Raw genomic sequence first — 23368 nt, forward strand, 5'->3', positions numbered from 1 at the left:
CGAATCACGCCGCGCGGGGCGCGGAGTCGATGAACCAGTCGATGATCTCCTCGCCGGCGAGAATGCCGCTGGCCTTGGTGACGGTGAGGTTCGGGCTGGTCCAGTTCAGGTGCTCGAGCTCGCCGTGGCGGGGGCGGATGGCCGAGTCGGCCGCGCGCAGCATCGCCGCGTCCAAGGCGCCGTCGCCCGCGGCGAAAGTCAGTGCGTCCGGGCTCAATTCACCGCTGTCCACCAGGCGGCGGCGCACCTCGGCCACCGCCGTGCTCTTGCAGACCACGCGCGGCATGGTGTAGATCTTGCGTCCCTGCTGGGAGGCCGACCACCCGCGCTCGGCGCACCAGGCGCCCCATTCGGCCAGGAAGTCCTCCGGCACCGCTTTCGGCCGCACCACCAGGTAGCAGAACAGGTGGTCGGCGATGCGGAACTTGGTGCACCAGGAATCGTCGATGCGCGAGCGCAATTCGGCGCTCACCTCCGAGAGCGTCGCACCGCCCGCCCGCACCTGCGCATCGATGTCGATGCGCCAGCGCATATCCGGGACGCCGTCCACCAGGATGTTGCCGCCGTTGCTGGTGATGGCGTAGCGCCACGGCGCTCCCGGCAGGGCGATCCTGGTGAACTGCTTGATGGTTCGCGTGGTGGTCGGGATGACGGCCGCCGGTTCGGTCAGCGTCCGCATGCGCAGCGCCGCCGCGGTGGTCATGAAGGAGAGCGGCGCGCCCTCCAGGTGTTCCACGCACACGGTCGCCACCTCGTCGGCGGTGCTGAACGCGTTGCGCGAGTAGATCATGGTGCGGTCGAGATCGGTGGCGACGAGCGCCTGTCTTCGAGGTCCAGCGGGAAACATCTACTTCGGTACTTCCTTGATCAATCCCATGCACGAGTACGCGAGGTCGGGCACGACCTCGACGGGGACGCCGCGGGCGGCGGCCAGCAACCGGATGTGCGCGTGCTCCGGCGCGTCGGGCTCGCGGACGAGCACGCGCCATGGCACCCGCCGCAACAGCACCCGGGTGGTCTCGCCCACGCCGGGTTTCACGAAATTCACACTGGTGACGCCATATTCGGCGCGTACCTTGTCCACGGAAGCCCAGCCCGTCCAGGTCGGGGTACGGTCCGAGGCCCGCACGGCGGCCACCTCACCGGCCACCCGGGGGCGCACGGCGTCGAACGCGACGGTGACCGTGTCGAGCAGCCGCACCGACACGTCGTCGCCGGCGAGTTCCCGGTAGAACTTCGCACCGTGGAAATCGCCGGGCCCGATCAGCTCGTCGTTGAGCACGGTGCGCGAGATCAGCCCGGACACCGTGGAATTCAGGCAGGCCGAGGCGATCAGGAAATCGTCGCGGGTGCCGTAGGTGGTGACGCAGTGGCCCGGGTCGGCCAGCACGGCCAGCCGGTCGTCGAACCGCGCGCCGCCCGCGGCGTGATAGGCATCCAGCGCCTCGCCGAGTTCCTTGGTGATCGCGCCCTTGCCGGTCCACCCGTCCACGAAGACGATCGAGGACGGATCGTGGTGGTGCGCCAGGTAATCCAGCGCGACCGGGTCGATGCCGCGATCGCGCACGATCGACACCGCGTAGTGCGGGGTATCCAGGCTCGGCAGCCCGGCGCCGCGCCCCGAGGCGAGCCAGCGCCGCATGAGGATGCCGATCGGCGTGCCCGCGCGCGCCAGCGACACCAGCACGATGTCCTCGCCGCGCTCGGCGACCACCAGCTCCGATACGGTCCCCACCGCCAGGGCCAGGCGCTCGGCGCTCTCAGCGAGCACGCGGTCGAACAGGTCGCGGTAGGCGGCATCGGGCTGGTACTCGACCGGCAGGGATTCCGCGTAGTGCGCCTCTCCGGCCTGGATGCGTGTTTCCCGTTCCGCCACATCGGCTTCCAGGTCCACGTCGGAGAGATCCTTGAGCAGCCAGGTCACCTCGTCCGGGGCGTAGGAGCCGAAGGCGGGGCCGCGCAACGGCTCCGGGAAGGATGCCGAATCATCCTGCCGCACAGTATTTTCGGCTGAATCACCCGCCAGTGCGAGGTGGTCGGCCATCGCCGCTCCCCCTTCGCGCTCGCCGGTGCGCCCAGCGTCCTGTTCGCGGGGATCGGCTCCACCGGCGCGCGCGGAGTGCGGCGCGCGGGGACCGGCCGTGCCGCTGCGCGTGGCGGGCAGCGCGTGAGGCTCGGTCCGGCCGGTCCGCGCGAAGTGCAGCGCACGGGACTCGACCTCACCGGTGCGCGCGGCGTGCAGTTCTCGAGGATCGGCGCCCGGCAGCACCGCCAGCAGCACATCCGCGCCCGACGCCGTCAGCACGTCGATCAGCCCGCCCTCGGCCACCAGGTCGGCGGTGTCGGCGGGCGCGTCGATCACCACGAGCAGGATCGGCTCCCCGGTGGGGCCGGTCTGTTCCCCGGTGAGGGCGCGCAGCTCGTCGTCCAGATCGGCGGGCCACTGCGCGTTGTAGAGGTAGCGCGGTACGTTGTCGGGTTCCGGTGCGGTGAAACGGAATCCGCGCCGCAGCGGATACCCGGGCTCGTCCAGCACGTAGGCGGGCGAGCGCGTGGTGGTCTGGAACCGGGTCGCCACACCGGCGTCGGCCAGTCCCGACGCCAGCCGCAGCGGCAGGTACATCAGCTCCTCGTGACCGATCACGATCACCGGACGGTCGCCGCCGAGCCGCGTGCGCAGCGCGGCCACCGCCACGCCCACCGCCGCGTCGAACGCCGGCGCGTCGGTGTCGAGGATGCCGTGCCTGCCGCCCTCCGGCACCGCACCGGGCCAGGGCAGCGCCAGCCGGTCGAACGAACCACGCCGCGCGGCAACGGGATTCAACGCCGGTTCGGGCAGCGCCTCGACGGAGTCCACCAGTCCGTCGGGCAGCAGCGTGAGACCCGAAGCGAGACAGACGGTGTCGATCCGCGCGCCGAGCTCGGCGGCGACATCGGCGAACACCGCGCGGTCGGCCTCGGTGCGCATATCCACCAGCGAGGCCAGCACGTAGTGCGCCCGCGGCGAGGACGCGTGCAGCGCGCGGATCGCGTCGATCGCCGTCGCTCCCGTGGAGATCTCGTCGTCCACCAGCACCAACGGCAGGTCGTTGAGGAAGATGCCCGCGGGCGCGGGCTGCAGCAGGTGCGAGGTGGCGTGCGAATGGCCCTCCTCGAAACCGGTGAGCGTCTCGGCGGTGGCCACGTCGCGGCGCGTCGAATGCAGGTAGCAGTGCGCGCCCAGCCGTGCCGCGACGATGTGGCCGAGACCCGTTGCCGTTTCGGCGAATCCGAGCACCACGGCGTCGCCACCGTCCAGCAATGGACGCACCAGATCACCGAGCCGGTCACCCGCGTCCAGCACCACGCGCGGATCGGTCGGCAGGTGCTTGCCCAGCACCGTCGACACCAGCAGGTGCGCGCGGCGCGGATTGCGCCGCAGACCGGGCTGGATCAGCCACTCGATCGCCAGCTCCCCGGGCAGCGCGCCGCCGGCGGGCCCGCCGTGCGAAGCCACGTGCCGCAGCTCGAACCCGAGCGTGCGGGTCGCCCACGGCGCCGTCATACCTTCACCAACGCGCTGAGCAGATCCACGAACGACACTCCCTTGTTCGCCACTCCGAAAACCCTTGCCCGCAACAGTGTTTCGCGCGCCCAGCTGCGGTGCGGGCGCATCTCGTTCATCTTGTTCCGGTACTCCGAGGCGGCCACACCGCCCACGTCGACCTGCAGGATGTCCAGCGCGTCGGCGTACTCCTCGTGCGTCACCACCGACAGGGCGTGCACCGCCGCCACGTGCGAGGGATGGATCACCGTCTTGCCCTGGATGCCGTTGGCGCGGTCCAGCGTGATCTCGCGCAACAGCCCGTCCAGATCCCGGCTCACCAGGTACTGCCGGAACGGCACCGCGTCGGACTCCTCGAACGGCGCGGTGCGCAGCAGCGGGCGGAACATGCGCTCGTGATCGGCGAAGTACTCCCACACCGGGCCGGTGATCACGAACCCGGTGCCGTCGGCGCGGCCCAGGTAGTTGACGATGTCGGCGATCACGTCGGCGACCACCCGCACGTCGTAGATGGTCAGATCGCGGTCGCGCCGGATGCCGAACGTCGAGCACATATCGGTCGCCCCGACCCGCACCGCGAGCACCCGCTCCCGGTGCTCGGCCAGCACCGCCGCGATGTGCGCCAGCTCCTGATCGCGGGTCTGGCGGTGCACCAGCGCGGCCGATTCGAGCACCGGCATGCCGAACACCTGGCGCCGCAGTCGCACCGACGCCGCTTCCAGGGCGGCCAGGTACTTGTGGCAGGAGGCGCTGTCGAACTTCGGGAACACGAACCCGGTCAGCGCCGACGCGCCGATCCCCAGCTGCTCGACGATCTCGCCGATGGCGTCGGCGTCGCGCACCCGCACGAACAGCAGCGGGTTGGGGTCCTCCCCGGCCGCCAGCTCGTCCAGGGTCGCCACGGCCTGCCGCTTGGCGAACTCGACCTCGTGATCGGCCACCGCGTCCTCGAGGTCGATCACCATCGAACACACGCCGCGCTCGGCCCGGCGGCGGATGGTGTCGGCCAGATCCGGCCTGGTGGCGGGCGCGTACAGCGTGGCGCCCAGCCCGTAGGCGAGCAGTTCCCGATCGGTGCTGTCGCCGAAGGCTTCGGGCTGCCGATGGAACAGCGACCTCGCGTCCGGACCCTGCAACTGCCGGAAATGCCGCAGTGGCAGCCGTTTCCGGAGGGAAACCTCCCCCCGGACGGCGACAGAAGCGGTCATCGATCACCCGTCCTCATTCTCGTCGTGGTCCTGCGTGCTTTCTCATGCGATCCACCACCCCGGCTATGAATTCGGTGACGGCATCCAGTTCCGTCACATAGGCCCAGTAGTCGGGATGGCGCCCCGACAGTGTCTCGGTGATGCGCTCGATGCGCTCGGCCTGTGCGTCCAGCACCGAGCCCCATTCGGCGACGAGCCCCCGGCTGACCGCGAGCATCTGCGCGTCTCGCAGCCGGAATCGTACGGCTTTCGCCTTCTCTTGCGGATCCGCGCGGACCGAACGCAGCAACGCGAGCCGTCCGGTGACGGCCTCGATCCGCTGTTCGGCCTCGGCGAGGTTCCCCCGCGCCGTGGAGGTCAATTCAAGGGCTAGCTCCGGGTTGTTCTCGCCCGATGCCGCCCGCGCCCGTGCCAAGGCGTCGGCTGCCGCATCGATGGCTCGCTGACTGTCCCGCTCATTGTTGGCCAGATCCGCCGAACTCGCAGCATTGAACTCCCGCAGCAGCGCCGAGTACGCCTCGCTCACCCGCTCGGCCCGGTGCCGCACGGCGTCCACCCTGGTCCGCACCGACGCGATCGCCGTCTGGGCCGCCGCACGCCGAGATGGGGCCTGCGCCAAGGCATCCGAGAGTTCCCGTGTCACCGTTTCGAGCCGGTTCGCGGCCTCGCGCACCGCGCCCGCGGGCGTATCCGGGCCCGCCGATTCCAGTGTGAGCATCGCCTCATCGACCGCCGCCGCGGCGCGGCGCACCGAGGGATACCCGGCGTATTCGGAGCCCACGACACGCCCGCGTTCCTCGGCCGCCGCGGCCAGCACCCGCTGCGCCAGCTGCGGCACCGTGCGCAGCACCGACACCGCGTGCTCGAGCTGGCTCCGGTCGGCCTGATAGAACTCGTCCACGGCGCGGGCCGCGTCGAACAATTGCCTGGTCACGGCGTCGGCGCGGGCCTGCCCCCGCGGCAGGGCGGTGCCCTCGCGCTGCGCGGTCTCCAACTCCTCGGTGAGGCTCAGGTAGGCGCCCGCCGCCGCGTAGCAGCGCGCCCGCACCGGCTCCCAGGCCGCCGCGTACCGGGGATCGGCGAACACCTGCTCGGCGGCGTGCACCGCCGCGTCGGCGGCCGACTGCCGCCGATCCATGTCCAGGAACGCCTCGGCGAGCCGGGCCCGGGCCCCCTCGATCCACTCGTCGTCCCCCGAAAAGCGGAACCAGCCGCGCCTACGCCCTGCCACGCCCCGATGGTAGGAGATCTCGCTGCTCACCGGGGCGTACCCCGGTTCCTACGCAAGTTCGCCGAAACCTACTACTGTCGTAGGGCGTACCCGGCGATTCGGACATGCTGGGACCACAGACGAACTAATGGAAGGGATTCCCGTATGGGTGTCAGTCTGTCCAAGGGCGGCAACGTCTCGCTGTCGAAGGCGGCTCCGAACCTGACTGCTGTCTCCGTCGGCCTGGGGTGGGACATCCGGACCACCACCGGTACCGACTTCGACCTCGACGCCAGCGCCATCGCGACCGGCGCCGACAAGAAGGTCGTCAGCGACCAGCATTTCGTGTTCTTCAACAACCTCCGTTCGCCCGAGGGCGCCATCGAGCACACGGGCGACAACCGCACGGGTGAGGGCGAGGGCGACGACGAGGTCATCAATGTCGATCTGGCCGGCACCCCGCCCACCATCGAGAGCATCTTCTTCCCGGTCTCGATCTACGACGCCGAGTCGCGTCAGCAGTCGTTCGGCCAGGTGCGCAACGCCTACATCCGCGTGGTGAACCGTGCCAACGGCGAGGAGCTGGCCCGCTACGACCTGAGCGAGGACGCCTCCACCGAAACCGCCATGGTCTTCGGCGAGCTGTACCGCAACGGCGCCGAGTGGAAATTCCGCGCCATCGGTCAGGGTTACGCCTCCGGTCTGTCGGGCATCGCCCGCGACTACGGTGTGAACGTCTGACGACTTCTCACGTGAAATGAGGGGGCTCGCAGCGCGCGGGCCCCCTCGCCGTGCGACCGGGGGCAAGCGCTGCGTCCGGTGCCGCGTTGGACAACCGGCGAATCTGCGGCCACGCTGGTATCGATAGCGCCGATTCACTCTGCTCCCCTATTCACCGAAAGGTCCCCGCGTGGTCCTGCGAATATTCGGCCTCTCCGGCGTCGTCACGGTGGTGTCGCTGGTCATAGCCTTCCTCTACGGCGGTCCGACCGCCCTGTTCCTCTGCGCCATCCTCGGCATCCTCGAAGTCTCGCTGAGCTTCGACAACGCCGTGATCAACGCCACCGTGCTGCGGCGGATGAGCGAGTTCTGGCAGCGCATCTTCCTCACCATCGGCATCCTGATCGCCGTGTTCGGCATGCGCCTGGTGTTCCCGCTGGCGATCGTGTGGATCACCGCGGGTCTGGACCCGGTGCGCGCGTTCGACCTGGCGCTCAACCCGCCCGCGGGCGATGCCGCCTACTTCCCCGACGGCAGCCCGAGCTACGAGACGCTGATCACCGACGCGCACCCGCAGATCGCGGCGTTCGGCGGCATGTTCCTGGCGCTGCTGTTCCTGAACTTCATCTTCGAGGACCGCGAGATCACCTGGCTCAGCTTCATCGAGCGGCCGCTGGCCGCCGCGGGCAAGCTGGACATGCTCTCGGTCGTCGTCGCCAGCACCGGCCTGATCCTCACCGCGGAGCTCCTCGCCGCCGACGACAAACGCGCCACGGTGCTGTTGGCGGGCCTGCTCGGCATGATCACCTACATCGCGGTGGACGGCCTCGGCTCGATGTTCCACCCCGAGGACCACACGGGGCCCTCCGATGCGGTCAAAGCCACGGGTAAGGCGGGCTTCTTCCTGTTCCTCTACCTGGAAGTGCTCGACGCGTCGTTCTCCTTCGACGGCGTCATCGGCGCGTTCGCCATCACCGCCGACCCGATCATCATCGCGCTGGGCCTGGGCCTGATCGGCGCCATGTTCGTCCGGTCCATCACGGTGTACCTGGTGCGCAAGGGCACCCTCAACGAGTACGTCTACCTCGAGCACGGCGCGCACTGGGCCATCGGCGCCTTGGCCGCCATCCTGCTCGTCTCGATCGGCGTGCACGTCAACGAGATCATCACCGGCCTGGTCGGCGTCGCGTTCATCGGCGCGGCGTTCATCTCCAGCATCCTGCGCAACAAGCGCGAGCGCGGGGAGCCGGAAGAACTCGAGAGCGCGAAGGAAGTCACGCCGGTAGGCTGATTCCCGGCGGCCAGCCGACGAATTCGACGCGGCAGCGGCCCCTCCCCACGGGAGGACGCCGCTGCCGCTTTCCGTTTCCGACCAGGGGGAACCCATGACCCAGCAGCCCGGCGTGAACCTGTCCAAGGTCACCCTGTCCAAGGCCACGCCCAGCATCAACCTCACCAAACCCGGTGAGCACCAAGGCGTCATGCGGGTGAACCTGAACTGGTCGCGCCCGCGCGGCTTCTTCCGCCGCGGCAAGTCGGTGGACCTGGACCTCGGCTGCCTCTACGAACTGGCCAACGGCGCGAAGGGCGTCGTCCAGGCCACGGGCGGCAACTTCGGCTCGCTCGCCGGCGAACCGTACATCCAGCTCGACGGCGACGACCGCAGCGGCGACGCCAGCGGCGGCGAGAACATGCACATCGACCTGTCACGCCCCGAACGCTTCCGGCGCGTGCTGATCTTCGCATTCATCTACGAGGGCGTGCCGAACTGGGCCGCCGCCGACGGCGTGGTCACCCTGTACCCCACCAGCGGCCCGCAGGTGGAAGTGCGCCTGGACTCCCCCGTCGACGGCGCGCGCTCCTGCGCCATCGCGCTGTTGCAGAACCACGGCAACGGCATCACCGTGCAGCGAGAAGTGCAGTACATCAACGGATCCCAGCGCTTCATCGACCAGGCGTACGGGTGGGGGATGGAATGGCACAGCGCCAGTAAGTAGCGGCGCGCGGCCGCGAGCCGGTCGGGCGATTCGGTGACGACCCCGGTGCGCGAATTCTCCGGTGCGACTTCGAGGTCGGCCGGTCCGCGTGAATTCCGGGTCGCTCGGCCAGGCAGTCGTGGGGGGCGCGGGGTCAGGAGTCGCGGGGTCGCTCGGTCAGGTGGGGGCGGGGACCAGGTCGGCGCGCGGTCGATCCGGGACGAACATCACCGGCTCGCGCGGCGCGGCCCGCAGGAAGACGAAGAACAGCACGATCAGCAGCACCGCGCGCCCCCACACGCCGAACTGCACCACGCCCTCCAGCAGCCCGAACGGCTCACCGGAACCGAGCGCGTAGAAGTACCGGAACACGCCGATGCCGATCGCGGCGTCGGCCACCAGGTACGCGCCGATCACCGACCACGGCACCTCGAGCAGCACCAGGAACGGGATCAGCCACAGCGTGTACTGCGGCGAATGCACCTTGTGGAACACCAGGAATCCACACAGCATCGCTCCGCTCACACCCACCCACGGGAACACACCGCCGGTGCGGAAACGCTTCCAGCCCAACCACATCGCCAGCGCGAACGCCGCCAGGATCAGCAGCGGCGAGGCGATCGCCACGCCGTCGTGCCAGGTGGCACTCGCCTCGGACTCCGGCCCGAACAGCAGCTGGTGCCCCCAGTACCAGATCGAGTTGGTGGTGATGTCGGCCTGGCGCAACTGCTGGAAGGTGATCGACGCGCGCCACCCCTCGTAGCCGGCCAGCGCGAACGGCAGGTTCACCGCCAGCACCGTGCCCGCGGCCGCCGCGCCCGTCAGCAGCGCGCCCCGCACGTCGTATTCGGATTCCCCGCGCGTCTCGCGCGCACCCCCGGTCAACACGTACGCCATCAGCGGCAGCACGAAGATGCCGGGATACAGCTTCAAGCAGAATCCGAGCCCGAGCAGGACCGCCGCCACCATCGCCCGCGAGCGCAGCGACAAGCGCGCCGGCACCGCCATCACGTACACCGCCGCCACCGCCGTGAACACCACCGGCAGTTCCCAGTTGTGGAAGGCGTAGAGCAGCAGCGGCGGCCCCGCCGCCCACAGCAGCGCCGCCCACCCCGACAACCGCGCCAGCATCCACGCCACCAGCAGGCCGAAAGGCGCCAGCAGCAGCGCGGACAGGCGCAGGAAGTCGGCGTCGTTGTCCGCGCCGAGCGCGCCCGCCCACATCAGCACCCCGCTCAGCACCGGGTACTCCACCGCGCCGCCCACCAGCATCCCGTCGTCGGTGATGCCGCCGTTCACGTACGGGAACACGTGGCGGTCGATATCGCGGCCCAGCCACAGGAACTGGATGTCGGAGTAGCAGACCTCGGCGTCCTTGTCGTAGTCGAACACCACGCTGCGGCCGTCGGGATGGAACGGCGCGCCCGCGCAGCGCGCCTTGTTCGCGTACCCGAACGCCAGGAACGAGGCGCACACCAGCGTCACCAGCACGGCGAACACCGTGCGATGAGCCATCCGCCCACCGGGCGGGGCGGCACCTGTCGACATGCCGACAACACTAGGACGCCGCGGGCCGCGGAGGTGATTTCGGCGCGGGACCGGCCCTCATGTAGCCTTGTCGAGTTGCTGACGCAACGACCCTCCTGCCACGGACCGTCCGTGGCCGTTTCTGAGTCCACAGGAGGTGATTGGTCCGTGCGTCATTACGAAGTGATGGTCATCCTCGATCCGAGCCTGGACGAGCGCACCGTTGGTCCGTCCCTGGATAACCTTTTGAGCGTTGTCCGCACCGAGGGCGGCAAGATCGACAAGGTCGACATCTGGGGCCGCCGCCGTCTCGCCTACGAGATCCGCAAGCAGGCCGAGGGCATCTACGCGGTGGTTGATCTGACCGCGACCCCCGCCACGGTGAACGAGCTCGATCGCCAGCTCGGCCTCAACGAGTCGGTGCTGCGCACCAAGGTTCTGCGCCACGACAAGTAGTTCCCGCCGCACTCGTCGGAGCCTGTCTCTAGGCTCTAGCGCAACGAGCAGCGAGTGCCCGGCGAACTGCACACCAGGAGGAACCACATGGCAGGCGACACGGTCATCACCGTCATCGGAAACCTGACGGCCGATCCCGAACTGCGATTCACGCCCGCGGGGCAGGCGGTGGCGAACTTCACCGTCGCTTCCACACCCCGTGTGTTCGACCGTAATACCAATGAATGGAAAGACGGCGAAGCGCTTTTCCTGCGCTGCAACATCTGGCGGGAAGCCGCGGAGAACGTCGCCGAGAGCCTGACCCGCGGGTCTCGCGTCATCGTGCAGGGACGACTCAAGCAGCGCTCCTACGAAACCCGTGAGGGTGAGAAGCGCACGGTCGTCGAGCTCGAGGTCGACGAGGTGGGTCCCTCGCTGCGCTACGCCACCGCGAAGGTCAACAAGGCCGGTCGCGGCGGTGGCGGTGGTGGCGGATTCGGCGGTGGTGGCGGCGGTTACGCGGCCGCGAACGCCGCGCCCGCCGGTGGTGGCGGCGGCCGTTCCGGCGGCGCCGACGACGATCCCTGGGGCAGCGCGCCCGCGGCAGGCTCCTTCGGGGGCGGCCGCACGGATGACGAACCGCCGTTCTGATACGGCTTTCACCGGCCCGAATCGACTCGGGCCACACAGAATTCGGAGTAGAAGACCATGCCTAAAGCGCCCGCGCGCGAAAAGGTGCTGAAGAAGAAGGCTTGCTCGTTCTGCAAGGAGAGCAAGTCCGGCAACGTTTCGATCGATTACAAAGACACCACGCTGCTGCGCAAGTACGTCAGTGACCGCGGCAAGATCCGCGCCCGCCGGGTGACCGGCAACTGCGTGCAGCACCAGCGCGATGTCGCCGTTGCCGTGAAGAACTCGCGTGAGGTGGCGCTGCTGCCTTACGTGTCGACGGCTCGCTGAGAAAGGGAGGCACGCAAATGAAGTTGATTCTGACCGCAGACGTGGACAACCTCGGTGCCCCTGGCGACACCGTCGAGGTCAAGGACGGCTACGGCCGCAACTACCTGCTGCCCCGCGGCCTGGCGATCGTGGCCACCCGCGGCGCCGAGAAGCAGGTCGAGGGCATCCGCCGGGCCCAGGAGGCCCGCCGCGTGCGCGACCTGGACCACGCCAACGAGCTGAAGCAGGCCATCGAGCGCCTGGAGTCGGTGTCGCTGAGCGTGAAGACCGCGGGCAGCGGCAAGCTGTTCGGTTCGGTCACCCCCGCGGATGTCGCGTCGGCCATCAAGGCCGCCGGCGGCCCCGTGGTGGACAAGCGCAGCATCGAGCTGCCCAAGGCGCACATCAAGTCGACCGGCAAGCACGTCATCGCGGTGCACCTGCACCCCGACGTGACCGCCAAGTTCGACCTGCAGGTCGCCGCCACCGCGAGCTGAGTCCGCCGGCCGGTCGCGCTCCCCGGGAGTGGCGCCGGCTCGGTGCGGTTCGCCCCGCAGGCGATACACGCGTGACGTCGAGGACCACCCCGTGCTCTGTGCGGGGTGGTTCTCGGCGCTGTTCGCGCGCTTTTATCGCGTGATAACCGCAGGTTAGCTGTGGTGGCGCCCAGTGCTGCGGCACACGGTGTACAAGGCTCGGCTACGACGCGTCACCTCCGGTTATTCACCCTGTGGATCACTCGGAAAACCGACCGATCGCAATGTGACTCAGTTCATAGCCGACATACACGCCGTTTACCCAACACGCCCGGCTGTTCAACTCGGCCGACACGCCGAGACCGAAACTATCCACACGTCCACAGATGCGAAAACCTGCATCCATCTGCGGATTTCTTGGGCATGACCTGGGTTTTCCCCAAGTTGTCCACAGGGGGTGCACACGGTTTGGTAAACAGTCCCCACGTTATCCACAGGTGTGTACACAGCCCGGTTTGGCACGGGCCCTCGCGATCGCTAATTTCGTCGCAGCGCCCGGACACGACCTGCTCGCGACGATGCTGTCGCGAGGGTTGCTGGCGTGCTCCCCGGGCGGGTCGCGGGCGGAAGCTGTCGGTGTCCGGGAGTAGAACGAGTCATCGATACGGTGCGAACCGATCGCGGGGCAGAGAGGACGGTCGAGTCTGGTGACAGCCACCGATGACCGCGGGCACACGGACTACCCGCCCGAAGCGCCCGGTGAGGATTTCGGCCGTCAGCCCCCGCACGACATGGCGGCCGAGCAGTCCGTGCTCGGCGGCATGCTGCTCAGCAAGGACGCCATCGCCGACGTGGTGGAGGTGCTGCGCCCCGGCGATTTCTACCGTCCCGCGCACCAGGCCATCTACGACACCGTCCTGGACCTGTACGGGCGCGGCGAGCCCGCCGACCCCGTCACCGTCGCCGCGGGCCTCGAGCGCCGCGGCGAACTCAAGCGCATCGGCGGCGCCCCCTACCTGGTCACCCTCACCCAGACCGTCCCCACCGCCGCCAACGCCGGCTACTACGCCGAGATCGTGGCCGAGAAGGCCATCCTGCGCCGCCTCGTGGAGGCGGGCACCCGCATCGTCCAGTACGGCTACGCGGGCGCCGACGGACAGGACATCGCCGAGGTCGTAGACCGCGCCCAGGCCGAGGTCTACGAGGTCACCGAACGCCGCACCACCGAGGACTTCCTCCCCCTCGAAGAACTCCTCCAGCCCACCATGGACGAGATCGACTCCATCGCCTCCCGCGGCGGCATCTCCCTCGGCGTCCCCACCGGCTTCACCGAACTCGACGAAATCACCAACGGCCTCCACCCGGGCCAGATGATCATCGTCGCCGCGCGACCCGGTGTGGGTAAGGCCCTCGCCCTCGACACCCCGCTCCCCACCCCGACGGGCTGGACCACCATGGGCGAGGTCCGCGTCGGCGACGAACTCCTCGACGCCTCCGGCCACCCCACCCGAGTCCTCGCCGCCACCGAAACCCTCATCGACCGCCCCTGCTACGAAGTCGAGTTCTCCGACGGGACGGTGATCGTCGCGGACGAGGAGCATCAGTGGTTGACGACGTCCGTGCTCGATCGCACGCGCGCGGTGCGCACCACCGGCGACATCGTCCACACCCTGCGCACACCGGGTGACGATCTGAACCACGTGGTCCCGGCCACCGCCAAGTCCGCGACTCGGCACATCGTCGACGTGCGGAAGGTCGAGTCCGTGCCAGTGCGGTGTGTCGAGGTGGACAACGCCGATCACCTGTATCTGGCCGGGCGGTCGATGGTGCCCACGCACAACTCCACCCTCGGGATGGATTTCATGCGGAGTTGCTCGATCAAGCACGGGTTGGCGAGTGTCATCTTCTCGCTGGAGATGAGCCGGACCGAGATCGTGATGCGGTTGCTCTCGGCGGAGGCGAAGATCAAGCTCGGGGATATGCGGTCCGGGCGGATGAGCGATGACGACTGGACCAAACTGGCGCGGCGGATGAGTGAGATCAGCGAAGCGCCGCTGTTCGTGGACGATTCGCCCAACCTCACCATGATGGAGATCCGCGCCAAGGCCCGCCGCCTCAAACAGCGCCACGACCTCAAACTCGTCGTCGTCGACTACCTCCAGCTGATGACCTCCGGCAAAAAGGTCGAATCGCGCCAGCAGGAAGTCTCCGACTTCTCCCGAAACCTCAAACTCCTCGCCAAGGAACTAGAGGTCCCCGTGGTCGCCATCAGCCAGCTCAACCGCGGCCCCGAACAACGCACCGACAAACGCCCCATGGTCTCCGACCTCCGCGAGTCGGGCTGCCTGCCCGCCTCCACGCGAATCCTGCGCGCGGACAACGGCGCTGAGATCACCCTCGGCGAACTGCTGGCCAGTGGCGAACAGCCGCTCGTGTGGTCGCTCGACGATCGCATGCGCATGGTGGCTCGGCCGATGGTGAAGGTGTTCCCCAGCGGCCGCAAAGAAGTGTTCCGGCTGCGGCTGGCCTCCGGGCGCGAGGTGGAGGCGACAGGCAACCACCCCTTCCTCACCGTCGACGGCTGGATTCCGCTGGAGAAGCTCACGGTCGGCGACCGTCTCGCGACCCCGCGCCACGTTCCGGAACCGGTGCACACCGAGCGCATGGCGGACGAGGAGATCGTCCTGCTCGCCCACATGATCGGCGACGGCTCGTGCGTGAAACGCCAGCCGATCCGCTACGCGAGCATCGACGAGGAGAACTTGGCGGCGGTCTCGACGGCCGCACGGCACTTCGGCGTCACCGCCATCCGCGACGAGTACGCGGCCGCGCGCGTCACGACCCTGCGCCTGCCCGCCCCCTATCGACTGACCCACGGCAAGCGCAACCCGATTGCCGCCTGGCTCGACGACTTGGGACTCTTCGGCCTGCGCAGCTACGAGAAGTTCATTCCCCAACGCGTTTTCGCGCTGCCCAACGATCAGGTCGCGTTGTTCATCCGTCACCTGTGGGCGACCGACGGGTCGGTGCGCTGGGACGCGAAGGGCAACCAAGCCCGCATCTACTACGCATCGACCAGCCGGCGCCTCACCGACGACTTGGCCCAGCTCCTGCTCCGGCTCGGCGTACACGCCCGTATCAGCCGCGTCCGCAAATCCGGCTACCGCGACTGCTGGCACCTGACGGTGGACGGCGCGGAGAACCAGTCCGTCTTCCTCCGCGACATCGGCGTCCACGGCGCTCGCGGCAAGTCCGCCGAACACGCACTGGCGCACCTGGATCCGATCGCACGCAACACGAATGTCGACACCGTGCCGAAGGAGGTCTGGACCAAGGTCCGCGACCTGCTCACCGCCAAGCGCATGACCCACCGTGAGTTCTCCGCCGCCATGGGCTCCCGCTTCTGCGGCTCCACCATGTGGAAGCACTCACCCAGCCGCTCCCGCCTGGCCCGAGTCGCCACCGTCCTCGACGACGCCGACATCGAAATGCTCGCCACCAACGACGTTTTCTGGGACAAGATCGTCGAGATAACTCCTGTCGGCGAACAGGATGTCTTCGACGGTACCGTGCCGGGAACGAATAACTTTGTAGCGCAAGGAATTTCGCTTCATAATTCCCTGGAACAAGATGCGGATATGGTCATCCTGCTCCACCGCCCCGACGCCTTCGAACGCGACGACCCGCGCGGTGGTGAAGCCGACCTCATTCTCGGTAAACACCGAAATGGTCCGACGGCGACGATCACCGTGGCGCACCAACTGCATTTGAGCCGGTTTGTGGACATGGCGCGGGGCTGAGACATGACCTGCCCGCGGGTGTGGCATACAAGTCCGGTAGCAGCAGATCGCGAATAGGCTGGCTTCGTTGTGGGCGGCGGAGGCGACACCATGGACCTTCGTCGCGTCGTGCGATCGGGGTGCGGCTGTTCGTAAGGATCTGCGCCCTGGGCCAGCACAAGTGCCGGTCCAGCGCGGGATCGGCTCGCGTTGGACACGTCTGGCGATGCTGATAGGCCCCCTCATCCGGCCGGTGCCCATCAATCTTGGCATCGGTAGGCCGGGGACCGTCAATGGGATACGGATCTTCGTCGGAGACGGGTTTGCGCGCAGTCAGAGAGCCATCTATACCCGGCAGGGTTATAGATCTGGAATGAAATGCCATCTATAGATGGTCGACGCGGGGGTTGCCCCTCGGAAGCCTCGTTCAGGTGTCCGAATCCGCCGTCGAGAGAGCTCGCGGTTGTTTTGGGACAGCGGTTGGCCGCGCTTCGTCAGGCCAAGGGACTCAGCCAAGAGGAAGTCGCGCACGCCGCCGGGATCAGTCGCCAGCATTATCAGTTACTGGAGAATGGTTGGGGTGTGCGCAGTACGAAAGCGCCGGCGAATCCGAGATTGTCGACGTTGATCGTTTTGAGCCGGGTGCTCGGCACTACCGTACCTGATCTTGTGGACGAGATGTTCGGGCGGAACGCGAGCTGATTCCGGGCATATAACCTCCGCTGCGATGCCCCACGGTGATTCCGACCGGGTCCTCGCGCATGTCGACCGGAGTCATCGGCGGTCCGATGGCTTCGGGCATCGACGACGAGAGCGACGTGCGCACCACCAGAGCCCGCACCTGCACGGTCAAGAACAACCGAGCCCTGACAGGCACTGGGGCAACGGGTTTCGGTGGAGGACCCCGAGGCGTTGCGTCGCGCGGGTCAGCGCGACATAGAGATCGGACCACCCGCGCGGGGAGTCCAACAGATGGTCGGGATCGATGAGCAGAACGGAATCGTATTCGAGGCCTTTCGTTTCAGAAGCAGGAGTGGCGCCCGGAATATCGGGCGGCCCGATGATTATGCTCGTCCCTTCACGAGCGCCTTCGGCTACGATGAATTCTTCTATAGCGGAGGTAATTTCGTCCTCCGTGACGAAGCGGGCCCACGGTTGTACGCCGCTGGCACGCACGGAATCGGGTGGCACGATATCCGGCGCGAATTCGGCGAGCACCGCCGCGGCAACGGCCATGATCTCGGCGGGCGTGCGGTAATTGACGGCGAGGGAACGATAGAGCCAGCGGCCGGGAACATAGCGGTCCAGCATGTCGCCCCACGCAATGGCGCCGGCGGCGGAACGGCGCTGGGCGAGATCACCGACCACGGTGAACGAATGGCTGGGGCAGCGGCGCATCAGCACGCGCCAGTCCATAGCGGAGAGCTCCTGCGCCTCGTCGACCACCACGTGCCGGTAGGTCCAATCCCGGTCGGCGGCAGCGCGTTCCGCGACGTCGCGGCTGTCGCGTTCGAGGAAGCGCTCCGCCAGATCGTCGCCGAAGAGCATGTCCTGGGCGAAGAGATGGTCCTCGTCGTCCATCATGTCCTCGCGGTTGACCATGAGATCCAGCACGCCCGCGGCGTATTCGGCTTCGGCCTTGCGGGTCCGCTCGGCCTCGTCCTCGGTGGGACCGGTGGGGCCGAGCAGATCGACCAGCTCGTCCAGCAGCGGCACATCGGACGCCGTCCAGGCCGAACCCTCCGCACGCCACAGCGCCTCGTCGGCACCGGCCGCGCGCAACCGTTCCCGTGAGGAAAACAGCTCGGACAGCAGGGTTTCCGGCGTCGACACCGGCCAGAGCCGGTCGAGCGCGGCGGTGAACTCGTCGTGCTCGGCGACTTCGGCGACCAGATCCTCGCGCAGTTGCTCCCAGGCCTCCTTGTCGTCCCTGGTGAGCCACCCGCGGCCGATCCGTCCGATCGCCCGTTCGGTGAGCACGTAGGTGATGATCTCGGTGAATACCGCCCGCGCCTCGTTGTGCGGCCTGCCACCGGCGCGCGCCTCCTCCCTGGCCCATTCCGCGGTGGCGGCGTCGATCCGCACCGTGACGTCCTTCAGGTCGATGATCACCGGCTGGTCGGGCAGGCGCTGGAGGTCGGCCACCGCCGCCGCCAGCACGTCCAGGATTCGCAGGGAACCCTTGAGACGCGCGACTTCCGGGGCGTCCTCGGCGGTGACGCGCAGTCCGGGCACCAGCTCGCCGGTGGTTGTGAACACGACGTTCGTCTCGCCCAGCGAGGGCAGTACACGCGAAATATGTTTCAGGAAAGCGGGATTGGGTCCCACCACGAGAACGCCGTTGCGTTCCAAGCGTTCCCGCTGCGTGTAGAGCAGGTAGGCGACGCGGTGCAGCGCCACAACGGTTTTGCCGGTTCCGGGACCACCCTCGATCACCACGACGCCGGCGTGGTCCAGCCGGATGATCTCGTCCTGCTCGGCCTGGATGGTGGCGACGATATCGCGCATCTCCTCGCCGCGCGGTGCGTTCACCGCGGCGAGCAGGGCCGCGTCACCGTGCTCGTCGTCACCGGGGCGCCCCAGCACCTCGTCGGTGAAGTCGACCAATCTGCGCCCGCGCGTGTGGAATTGGCGCCGCCTGCGCATGTTCTCCGGATGCGCGGCGGTCGCTGTGTAGAACGGCCGCGCGGCCGGGGCGCGCCAATCGAGCAGCAGCGGTTCGAATTCGTTGTCCTCGTCGAAGATTCCGATCCGCCCGATGTAGGAACGTTCGCCCGACAGTGCGTCCAGCCTGCCGAAGCACAACCCGTTGTCGGCGATGTCCAGCCGCCGCACCTCCCGCGCCGAAGCCCGCACTTCGACGTCGCGATCCACCAGCGTGCCGCCGTCACCGCGCAACGCCGCGCGATACCTGTCCTTCGCCCGCGCGCGTTCCGCGTCGAGCCTGCCGTACAGCCCAGCCAAATAGTCTTGTTCGGAACGTAATTCGTCGCTCGTCATGAGTCCTATCCGATCGCGGTTCACGCGTTCACCAAGTCATTCCGCCGGATCGCGTCGACCAGCAGGTCGGCCGCCACGGCCGCCCCGCCGGCACGCATCGATCCCGCGACAGCACGAGCTCGGGCTTCCGAGGCCAGAGCGATTTCCACGGCGGCCGAAAGTGACTCGACCGTTGGCTCCGAACCCTCATGTTCCGCACCGATGCCCAAGTCCACCACCCGGCCCGCCCAGTACGGCTGGTCCACGACTTGCGGCACGAGCACCTGCGGAGCGCCCGCGCGGGCGGCGGCGGTGGTGGTCCCCGCCCCACCGTGATGGACGACGGCGGCGACCCGCTCGAACAGTGCCTGCTGGTTGACCTCGCCCACCACGAAGCAGTCGTCGCGGTCATCGATCGACTCCAGACCGGCCCACCCGCGCGAGAGGATCACCCGGCGGCCCAGCCCGCGGATCGCCTCGACGGCGACCCGGGCGGTGTCCGTCGCGGCGAGCATGGGGATGCTGCCGAAGCTCACGAACACCGGCGGCACCTCGACCCGAGTCAGCAGATCGGCGAAGTCCGGCGGCGCGCACACTGCTACCCGCACACCGCGCTCCCGCAACCGCACCGCGAGCGCGGCCATCGGTTCCACGTCCCCGCGCGACCCGTAGGTCGACAACACAACACGCACGATCGCCACTCCCTATTTCCGCAGTTCAGGAACTCAGGACGACGATTGTGCGGCATCACCCGGGCCTTGCCGCAAGCCCCGGGGTGCGCTATATGTTGAAGGTGGAAGGGAGTGCAGACCCTCTCCGATTCACCCGTTCGGGACGTGAATTCACTCGGTGCGCGATGGCACGATTCTGCTGCTCGGACCGAAAACCACTGGGCCGGAATGCATTTCGGCTACCGGGGCCGACGTCCACCGTGCGTACAGATCGGTACGCTGATTTCCCGGTACCCTCGGCACGTCGGAGGCGCGGACCGGGAAGGACCTCGGGTGGGGAACAAGACCACGCTGATCGGTTTCATGACGCTGCCGTGGAGGGCGGCCGTCGTGATCGGGGCGGCGGTGTTCGTGACGTCGATGCTCAGGGCCGGCTTGGCGCTGATGGATCGAATGGACCCGTCGAGCATGCTGGCCCCATTGTTGATCCCGGCGAGCCTGATGTTGGGCATACTCCTGTGGCCACTGGTGCTCGAACTCGCGTGGATCGCCCGGCGAGAATTCCTGCGTCGTGCCGGCACGGCGGTCGACGGGTCGGTGGTGAGCAGGAGCATTCGTCGCTTGCGGCGCGCCACCGGATACCGGTACGAGGTGAAATTCGAAGTGGCACTGCGTCATCCACGGACCGATGCGGATCAGCGACTGGCGAAGACGTTCGTTTTCCCGCGATTCTTCGAGAAGCGAGCGCAGTCGTTGCACGACCGGTTTCCGGAGGGCGCCCGGGTGCCGCTGCTGGTACGCGCGAATTACGGGGCGTTCGATGTTTACGAACGCCCCGTGTGGGTCGACATCTGGTGAGCCGACCCACCGCCCCTCAGCGAGCGTCGAGGATTTCGGTGGCGGCGCGGCGGCCGGAGCGGATCGCGCCGTCCATGTAGCCGCTCCATTCCTGGGCGGTTTCCGCGCCGGCCCAGTGGATGCGGCCGGCGGGGGTGGACAGCGCCTTTCCGTATTGGGTCCACACGCCGGCGCCGAGGCGGCCGCCGTAGCAGCCGCGCGTGAATTCTTCTGCCATCCAATCCTGTTCGAGGATGTCGAAGGGTTCGGCGGCCCGGGGACCGAAGTATTTGACCAGGGTGGTGACGATGAGTTCGCGGCGCTGATCGGCGGACAATTCGGCGGCGGCCCTGGCGTGCGCGCCTTCGAGGAATCCGACGAGCACGCCGCAGGAACCATCGGGCGGGGAATTGTCGAGCACGAGGTTGAACGCGTCGTCCACGCTGAGCACGAAACCGTTCAGCCCGTCCTCGCGCCAGAACGGCGTGGGATAGCCGACCTGTACCTTGATCACCGACCCGGCGGGAATCTGCTGGGTGAGACCGTCGCGGGAGGCGGGCAGCGGCGGCAGGTAGCGGATGCGTCCGGCGAGCGTGGCCGGGATCGCGACCACCACCCGGTCGGCGGTGACCGACCCCGCGGCGCCGGCGGCGGCGTCCTCGTAGAGCACGGTGACGCCGTCGGCGTCCTGCTTGATCGTGCGCACCACCTCGCCGAGGCGCACCCGGTCGCCCAGATCCTCGGCCAGCCGCTCCGAGATCCGGTGCGCGCCGCCCACCACCCGGCGCTCCTGCGCGCCGCCGGTGGTGGACAGCAGCGTCGCGAAGTTGGTGCCCGAACGCACGTAGCCGAGGAAGTGCAGCAGCGAGAGCTCCGGGCTCTCCGCGGAGAACAGGGCGGGGACCAGATGCCGGAAGAACCGCAGCGCCACGGTGTCGGAGGTGTTGGCGGCCAACCAGGCGTCGAGGGTCTGCCGGTCGAGTTCGGCCGCGTTCTCGGCCTGCCAGGGCGCCGAGGGCGGGATCGTGGCGGCGAGGGTTTCGATCTTCTCCCACAGCGCGCCCACCTCGGCGAGCGTTTCGGGCGGCAGGCCGAACGTCACGTCGGAGTAGCGGATCGCGCGCCCGTCGAGGAACGTGATCGAGTCGCCCGTGTCGTAGGTGGGGAAGGTCTCCAGGCCGAGTTCCTCGATCAACGCGAGCACCACGTCCTGGGTCGGGCCCACCCATTGGCCGCCCAGTTCGACGGGCACGCCGTTGCTCAGGAACCCGCCGTGGTTGCGGCCCGCCACCCGGTCGCGCGCCTCCAACACCCGCACCGATTTCCCGGCCGCGACCAGCTCACGGGCGGCGGACAACCCGGCGAGCCCGGCTCCGACGACAACCACATCCACGTCCGCCACGGCGGTACCTCCGAACCAATTCGGTCGTATGACTGAATTCAGAGTAAGCCACGCCACACCGTCGCCACAAGGGCAGGCGGAGAACAACCGGGTCAGCTCGCCGGCCGGACCCCCGCGAGGGTGACGAGCATGTCGGCGATCGCCTCCACATCCCCGGCCGAGCGCGCCGGATCCGGATTCACCACGTGCTGCATGATCAGCCCGTCGATATTGGCCACGACCACGCGGGCGAGCCGGTCGAACGGCACCGCGCACGTCTCACCGGCCCGGTGCGCGGCCTCCCGCGACCACTCCGTCACGACCTCGGTGTAGCGCTCGTACTGCCGGCGCGCGAGCCACTCCAAGCCCGGGGTGCGCAGCGCATGGGTGACCAGTTCGACCTGCAACAGCTGCAGTTGGCTCTGCTCGTCGACCAGTTCGTTCCAGAAGGTGCGCAGTCCGTGGCGGATCGCGTTCGCCAGGCCGTGTTCGGTGTCGGCGGTGCGCCGCAGGACGTCGGCGATCTCGTCCACCACGTCCTCGATCACCGCTTGCAGCAGGCCCTGTTTGGAGGGGAAGACGTACTGGAGCGTGCCGAGGGGGATGCCCGCCTCGGTCGCCACCGCGCGCATCGTGGTGCGGCCCACGCCTTCCCGGATGAGCACGGCGCGCGCGGCCGCCACCGCCTGCTTGGTTCGCAGCGCGGACTCGACGTACGGCATCGCATCTCCCATCTCCGGCGCGCCCGACCCGGCCACGGTCGCCGTAGCCAGGCTTATCACACCCACTGTGCCCGACCGGTCCGCGGAATCGGTTATCCACAGCGCCACCGGGTATCCACAGAAGTGGCGGCGAGGGGCTTTCCGGCGCGGACGTTTCACTACGCTCGGCCGCAGGTGCCACGACATTCCGAACAGGGGAGATCGAATCATGGCCGCTCCGCGAGTGCTCACGCGTGTAGCCCTTTGGCCCGCAGTGGTTTCAGCGTGCGCTCTGTTGCTTCTGGCGGTGGGCTGCGGCGGCGGGTCCACCGGCGAGGCGACGCCGACGTCGGGCGCGTCCGCCACCCACACCCGCGCAGTCCGAGGTCGTGATCGGGGAGGCGCCGGGCAGCCCGCGGGCGGCGACGGTGCTGCGCCCCTGGCTGGACGACGTGCTGGCCGGCGATGTGAAGGCGCTCGCCGTGAAGTGCTGGACGCAGCCGCCCGCCGAGGTGGAGAGCCGGTACGGCGACGCCGACGCGATCCGCGACGCGGTCACCCGGCCGGGCGTGCTCACCCAGTTCGGCGCGCAGTGGCGGGGCGACGAGGTGACAGTGCACCTGCGCCCGGCCGAACTCGACTCGGAGTGCGGCTGCCCCGACGTGTACCGCGACGAGGACGGCGTCTCTGACGAGAAGGCCCGCTACACCGTGGTCCGCTATCTCAGCCGCCACCTGGACCGGCCCGTGAATCCCGCCGACACCGAAAGCGCCTACCCGCTGCTGCGCTTCAACGCCGAGCCGCCCGATCTCGCCGAGGTGGCGGAGTTCGAGGTCGGATCGTTGCAGGTCGCGCGGCACACGCCGGCCGCCGCGACGGTGTCGGGCCCGGTCGAGACACCGTCGGGGCTGACGAAGGTCGCGACCTTCACCCTCGATCACGGACCGAACGGGTTCTGCATCGAGGATGCACACGTCTCGTGACC

At 68.4% G+C, this 23368-nt stretch carries 20 protein-coding genes; 11 read left to right on the forward strand and 9 right to left on the reverse strand.

Annotated elements, in window-relative coordinates; all coding sequences use genetic code 11:
- Window positions 1-4 precede the first annotated feature (4 nt).
- From DFR74_RS14135 to DFR74_RS14150, 4 genes are read right to left on the reverse strand one after another with little or no spacing between them, the layout of a single operon-like run.
- Window positions 5-847 carry an HAD family hydrolase gene (locus DFR74_RS14135; protein WP_067503101.1) on the reverse strand — a complete coding sequence of 281 codons (843 nt, stop codon included), beginning with the start codon at window positions 845-847 and terminating at the stop codon, window positions 5-7.
- Window positions 848-3544, reverse strand: coding sequence for a phosphoribosyltransferase (locus tag DFR74_RS14140; protein WP_084537291.1), 2697 nt, complete (start codon window positions 3542-3544; stop codon window positions 848-850).
- Window positions 3541-4752: an HpcH/HpaI aldolase/citrate lyase family protein gene (locus tag DFR74_RS14145; protein WP_084537290.1), complete on the reverse strand. Its 1212-nt coding sequence runs from the start codon at window positions 4750-4752 to the stop codon at window positions 3541-3543. Before DFR74_RS14145 ends, DFR74_RS14140 begins: the two co-directional genes overlap by 4 nt.
- Window positions 4753-4765: 13 nt before the next feature.
- Window positions 4766-5983 (reverse strand): coiled-coil domain-containing protein, encoded by a 1218-nt coding sequence (locus tag DFR74_RS14150; RefSeq protein WP_232331616.1) that lies wholly within the window; start codon window positions 5981-5983, stop codon window positions 4766-4768.
- Window positions 5984-6127: 144 nt separating this feature from the next.
- On the opposite strand from DFR74_RS14150, the gene DFR74_RS14155 reads away from it, so the two are divergent.
- The 3 genes from DFR74_RS14155 (at window position 6128) to DFR74_RS14165 (ending at window position 8679) form a co-directional block, all read left to right on the forward strand.
- Window positions 6128-6703: a TerD family protein gene (locus DFR74_RS14155; protein WP_067503098.1), complete on the forward strand. Its 576-nt coding sequence runs from the start codon at window positions 6128-6130 to the stop codon at window positions 6701-6703.
- A gap of 169 nt (window positions 6704-6872) precedes the next feature.
- A complete protein-coding gene (locus tag DFR74_RS14160; RefSeq protein ID WP_067503095.1) occupies window positions 6873-7973 on the forward strand; it encodes a DUF475 domain-containing protein in 1101 nt (366 codons plus the stop codon).
- A 94-nt stretch (window positions 7974-8067) separates the two neighbouring features.
- The gene (locus DFR74_RS14165) at window positions 8068-8679 is read left to right on the forward strand and encodes a TerD family protein (RefSeq protein ID WP_067503091.1); all 612 of its coding nucleotides are present in this window, start codon (window positions 8068-8070) and stop codon (window positions 8677-8679) included.
- Window positions 8680-8835: 156 nt separating this feature from the next.
- Here the strand turns inward: DFR74_RS14165 and DFR74_RS14170 are convergent, their stop codons facing one another.
- Window positions 8836-10206, reverse strand: coding sequence for a glycosyltransferase family 87 protein (locus tag DFR74_RS14170; RefSeq protein WP_084537289.1), 1371 nt, complete (start codon window positions 10204-10206; stop codon window positions 8836-8838).
- 147 nt (window positions 10207-10353) lie between these two features.
- Here DFR74_RS14170 and rpsF point away from each other — a divergent pair, with 147 nt between their 5' ends.
- The 6 genes from rpsF to DFR74_RS14200 all read left to right on the forward strand — a co-directional run bounded on the left by rpsF (window position 10354) and on the right by DFR74_RS14200 (window position 16516).
- Window positions 10354-10641 (forward strand): 30S ribosomal protein S6, encoded by a 288-nt coding sequence (gene rpsF / locus DFR74_RS14175; protein WP_067503084.1) that lies wholly within the window; start codon window positions 10354-10356, stop codon window positions 10639-10641.
- Window positions 10642-10728: 87 nt separating this feature from the next.
- A complete protein-coding gene (locus tag DFR74_RS14180) occupies window positions 10729-11271 on the forward strand; it encodes a single-stranded DNA-binding protein (RefSeq protein WP_067503383.1) in 543 nt (180 codons plus the stop codon).
- A gap of 57 nt (window positions 11272-11328) precedes the next feature.
- A complete protein-coding gene (gene rpsR / locus DFR74_RS14185; RefSeq protein ID WP_067503081.1) occupies window positions 11329-11580 on the forward strand; it encodes a 30S ribosomal protein S18 in 252 nt (83 codons plus the stop codon).
- Between the two features lie 17 nt (window positions 11581-11597).
- A complete protein-coding gene (gene rplI / locus DFR74_RS14190; RefSeq protein WP_067503078.1) occupies window positions 11598-12056 on the forward strand; it encodes a 50S ribosomal protein L9 in 459 nt (152 codons plus the stop codon).
- A 686-nt stretch (window positions 12057-12742) separates the two neighbouring features.
- Window positions 12743-15835 (forward strand): replicative DNA helicase, encoded by a 3093-nt coding sequence (locus DFR74_RS14195; protein WP_067503076.1) that lies wholly within the window; start codon window positions 12743-12745, stop codon window positions 15833-15835.
- 357 nt (window positions 15836-16192) lie between these two features.
- Window positions 16193-16516 carry a helix-turn-helix domain-containing protein gene (locus tag DFR74_RS14200; RefSeq protein ID WP_084537288.1) on the forward strand — a complete coding sequence of 108 codons (324 nt, stop codon included), beginning with the start codon at window positions 16193-16195 and terminating at the stop codon, window positions 16514-16516.
- Window positions 16517-16663: 147 nt separating this feature from the next.
- Here DFR74_RS14200 and helR read toward each other — a convergent pair whose 3' ends face one another.
- Together helR and DFR74_RS14210 are read right to left on the reverse strand one after the other, a co-directional pair.
- Entirely contained in the window at window positions 16664-18814 is a 2151-nt protein-coding gene (helR, locus tag DFR74_RS14205) for an RNA polymerase recycling motor ATPase HelR (protein ID WP_067503074.1), read from the reverse strand.
- 20 nt (window positions 18815-18834) lie between these two features.
- Window positions 18835-19494: a glycosyltransferase gene (locus tag DFR74_RS14210; protein ID WP_084537287.1), complete on the reverse strand. Its 660-nt coding sequence runs from the start codon at window positions 19492-19494 to the stop codon at window positions 18835-18837.
- A gap of 303 nt (window positions 19495-19797) precedes the next feature.
- Here DFR74_RS14210 and DFR74_RS14215 point away from each other — a divergent pair, with 303 nt between their 5' ends.
- Window positions 19798-20322: a hypothetical protein gene (locus tag DFR74_RS14215; protein WP_084537286.1), complete on the forward strand. Its 525-nt coding sequence runs from the start codon at window positions 19798-19800 to the stop codon at window positions 20320-20322.
- Window positions 20323-20338: 16 nt separating this feature from the next.
- On the opposite strand, the gene DFR74_RS14220 is transcribed toward DFR74_RS14215, so the two are convergent.
- Together DFR74_RS14220 and DFR74_RS14225 are read right to left on the reverse strand one after the other, a co-directional pair.
- Window positions 20339-21703 carry a flavin monoamine oxidase family protein gene (locus DFR74_RS14220; RefSeq protein WP_067503071.1) on the reverse strand — a complete coding sequence of 455 codons (1365 nt, stop codon included), beginning with the start codon at window positions 21701-21703 and terminating at the stop codon, window positions 20339-20341.
- 92 nt (window positions 21704-21795) lie between these two features.
- Window positions 21796-22404, reverse strand: a complete 609-nt coding sequence (locus DFR74_RS14225) for a TetR/AcrR family transcriptional regulator (RefSeq protein ID WP_067503068.1) — start codon at window positions 22402-22404, stop codon at window positions 21796-21798.
- 368 nt (window positions 22405-22772) lie between these two features.
- Between DFR74_RS14225 and DFR74_RS37130 the strand changes: the two genes are divergently transcribed.
- A complete protein-coding gene (locus tag DFR74_RS37130) occupies window positions 22773-23366 on the forward strand; it encodes a hypothetical protein (protein WP_067503065.1) in 594 nt (197 codons plus the stop codon).
- Window positions 23367-23368: the final 2 nt, after the last annotated feature.

This window comes from Nocardia puris (assembly GCF_003315035.1).
GTDB lineage: Bacteria > Actinomycetota > Actinomycetes > Mycobacteriales > Mycobacteriaceae > Nocardia > Nocardia puris.

Bases quoted from the DNA above. Each gene is read 5' to 3' on its own strand.
- DFR74_RS14135 (WP_067503101.1), bottom strand. From the start codon at position 847: ATGTTTCCCGCTGGACCTCGAAGACAGGCGCTCGTCGCCACCGATCTC.
- DFR74_RS14140 (WP_084537291.1), bottom strand. From the start codon at position 3,544: ATGACGGCGCCGTGGGCGACCCGCACGCTCGGGTTCGAGCTGCGGCAC.
- DFR74_RS14145 (WP_084537290.1), bottom strand. From the start codon at position 4,752: ATGACCGCTTCTGTCGCCGTCCGGGGGGAGGTTTCCCTCCGGAAACGG.
- DFR74_RS14155 (WP_067503098.1), top strand. From the start codon at position 6,128: ATGGGTGTCAGTCTGTCCAAGGGCGGCAACGTCTCGCTGTCGAAGGCG.
- DFR74_RS14165 (WP_067503091.1), top strand. From the start codon at position 8,068: ATGACCCAGCAGCCCGGCGTGAACCTGTCCAAGGTCACCCTGTCCAAG.
- DFR74_RS14170 (WP_084537289.1), bottom strand. From the start codon at position 10,206: ATGTCGACAGGTGCCGCCCCGCCCGGTGGGCGGATGGCTCATCGCACG.
- DFR74_RS14180 (WP_067503383.1), top strand. From the start codon at position 10,729: ATGGCAGGCGACACGGTCATCACCGTCATCGGAAACCTGACGGCCGAT.
- rpsR (WP_067503081.1), top strand. From the start codon at position 11,329: ATGCCTAAAGCGCCCGCGCGCGAAAAGGTGCTGAAGAAGAAGGCTTGC.
- rplI (WP_067503078.1), top strand. From the start codon at position 11,598: ATGAAGTTGATTCTGACCGCAGACGTGGACAACCTCGGTGCCCCTGGC.
- DFR74_RS14200 (WP_084537288.1), top strand. From the start codon at position 16,193: ATGCCATCTATAGATGGTCGACGCGGGGGTTGCCCCTCGGAAGCCTCG.
- helR (WP_067503074.1), bottom strand. From the start codon at position 18,814: ATGACGAGCGACGAATTACGTTCCGAACAAGACTATTTGGCTGGGCTG.
- DFR74_RS14225 (WP_067503068.1), bottom strand. From the start codon at position 22,404: ATGCCGTACGTCGAGTCCGCGCTGCGAACCAAGCAGGCGGTGGCGGCC.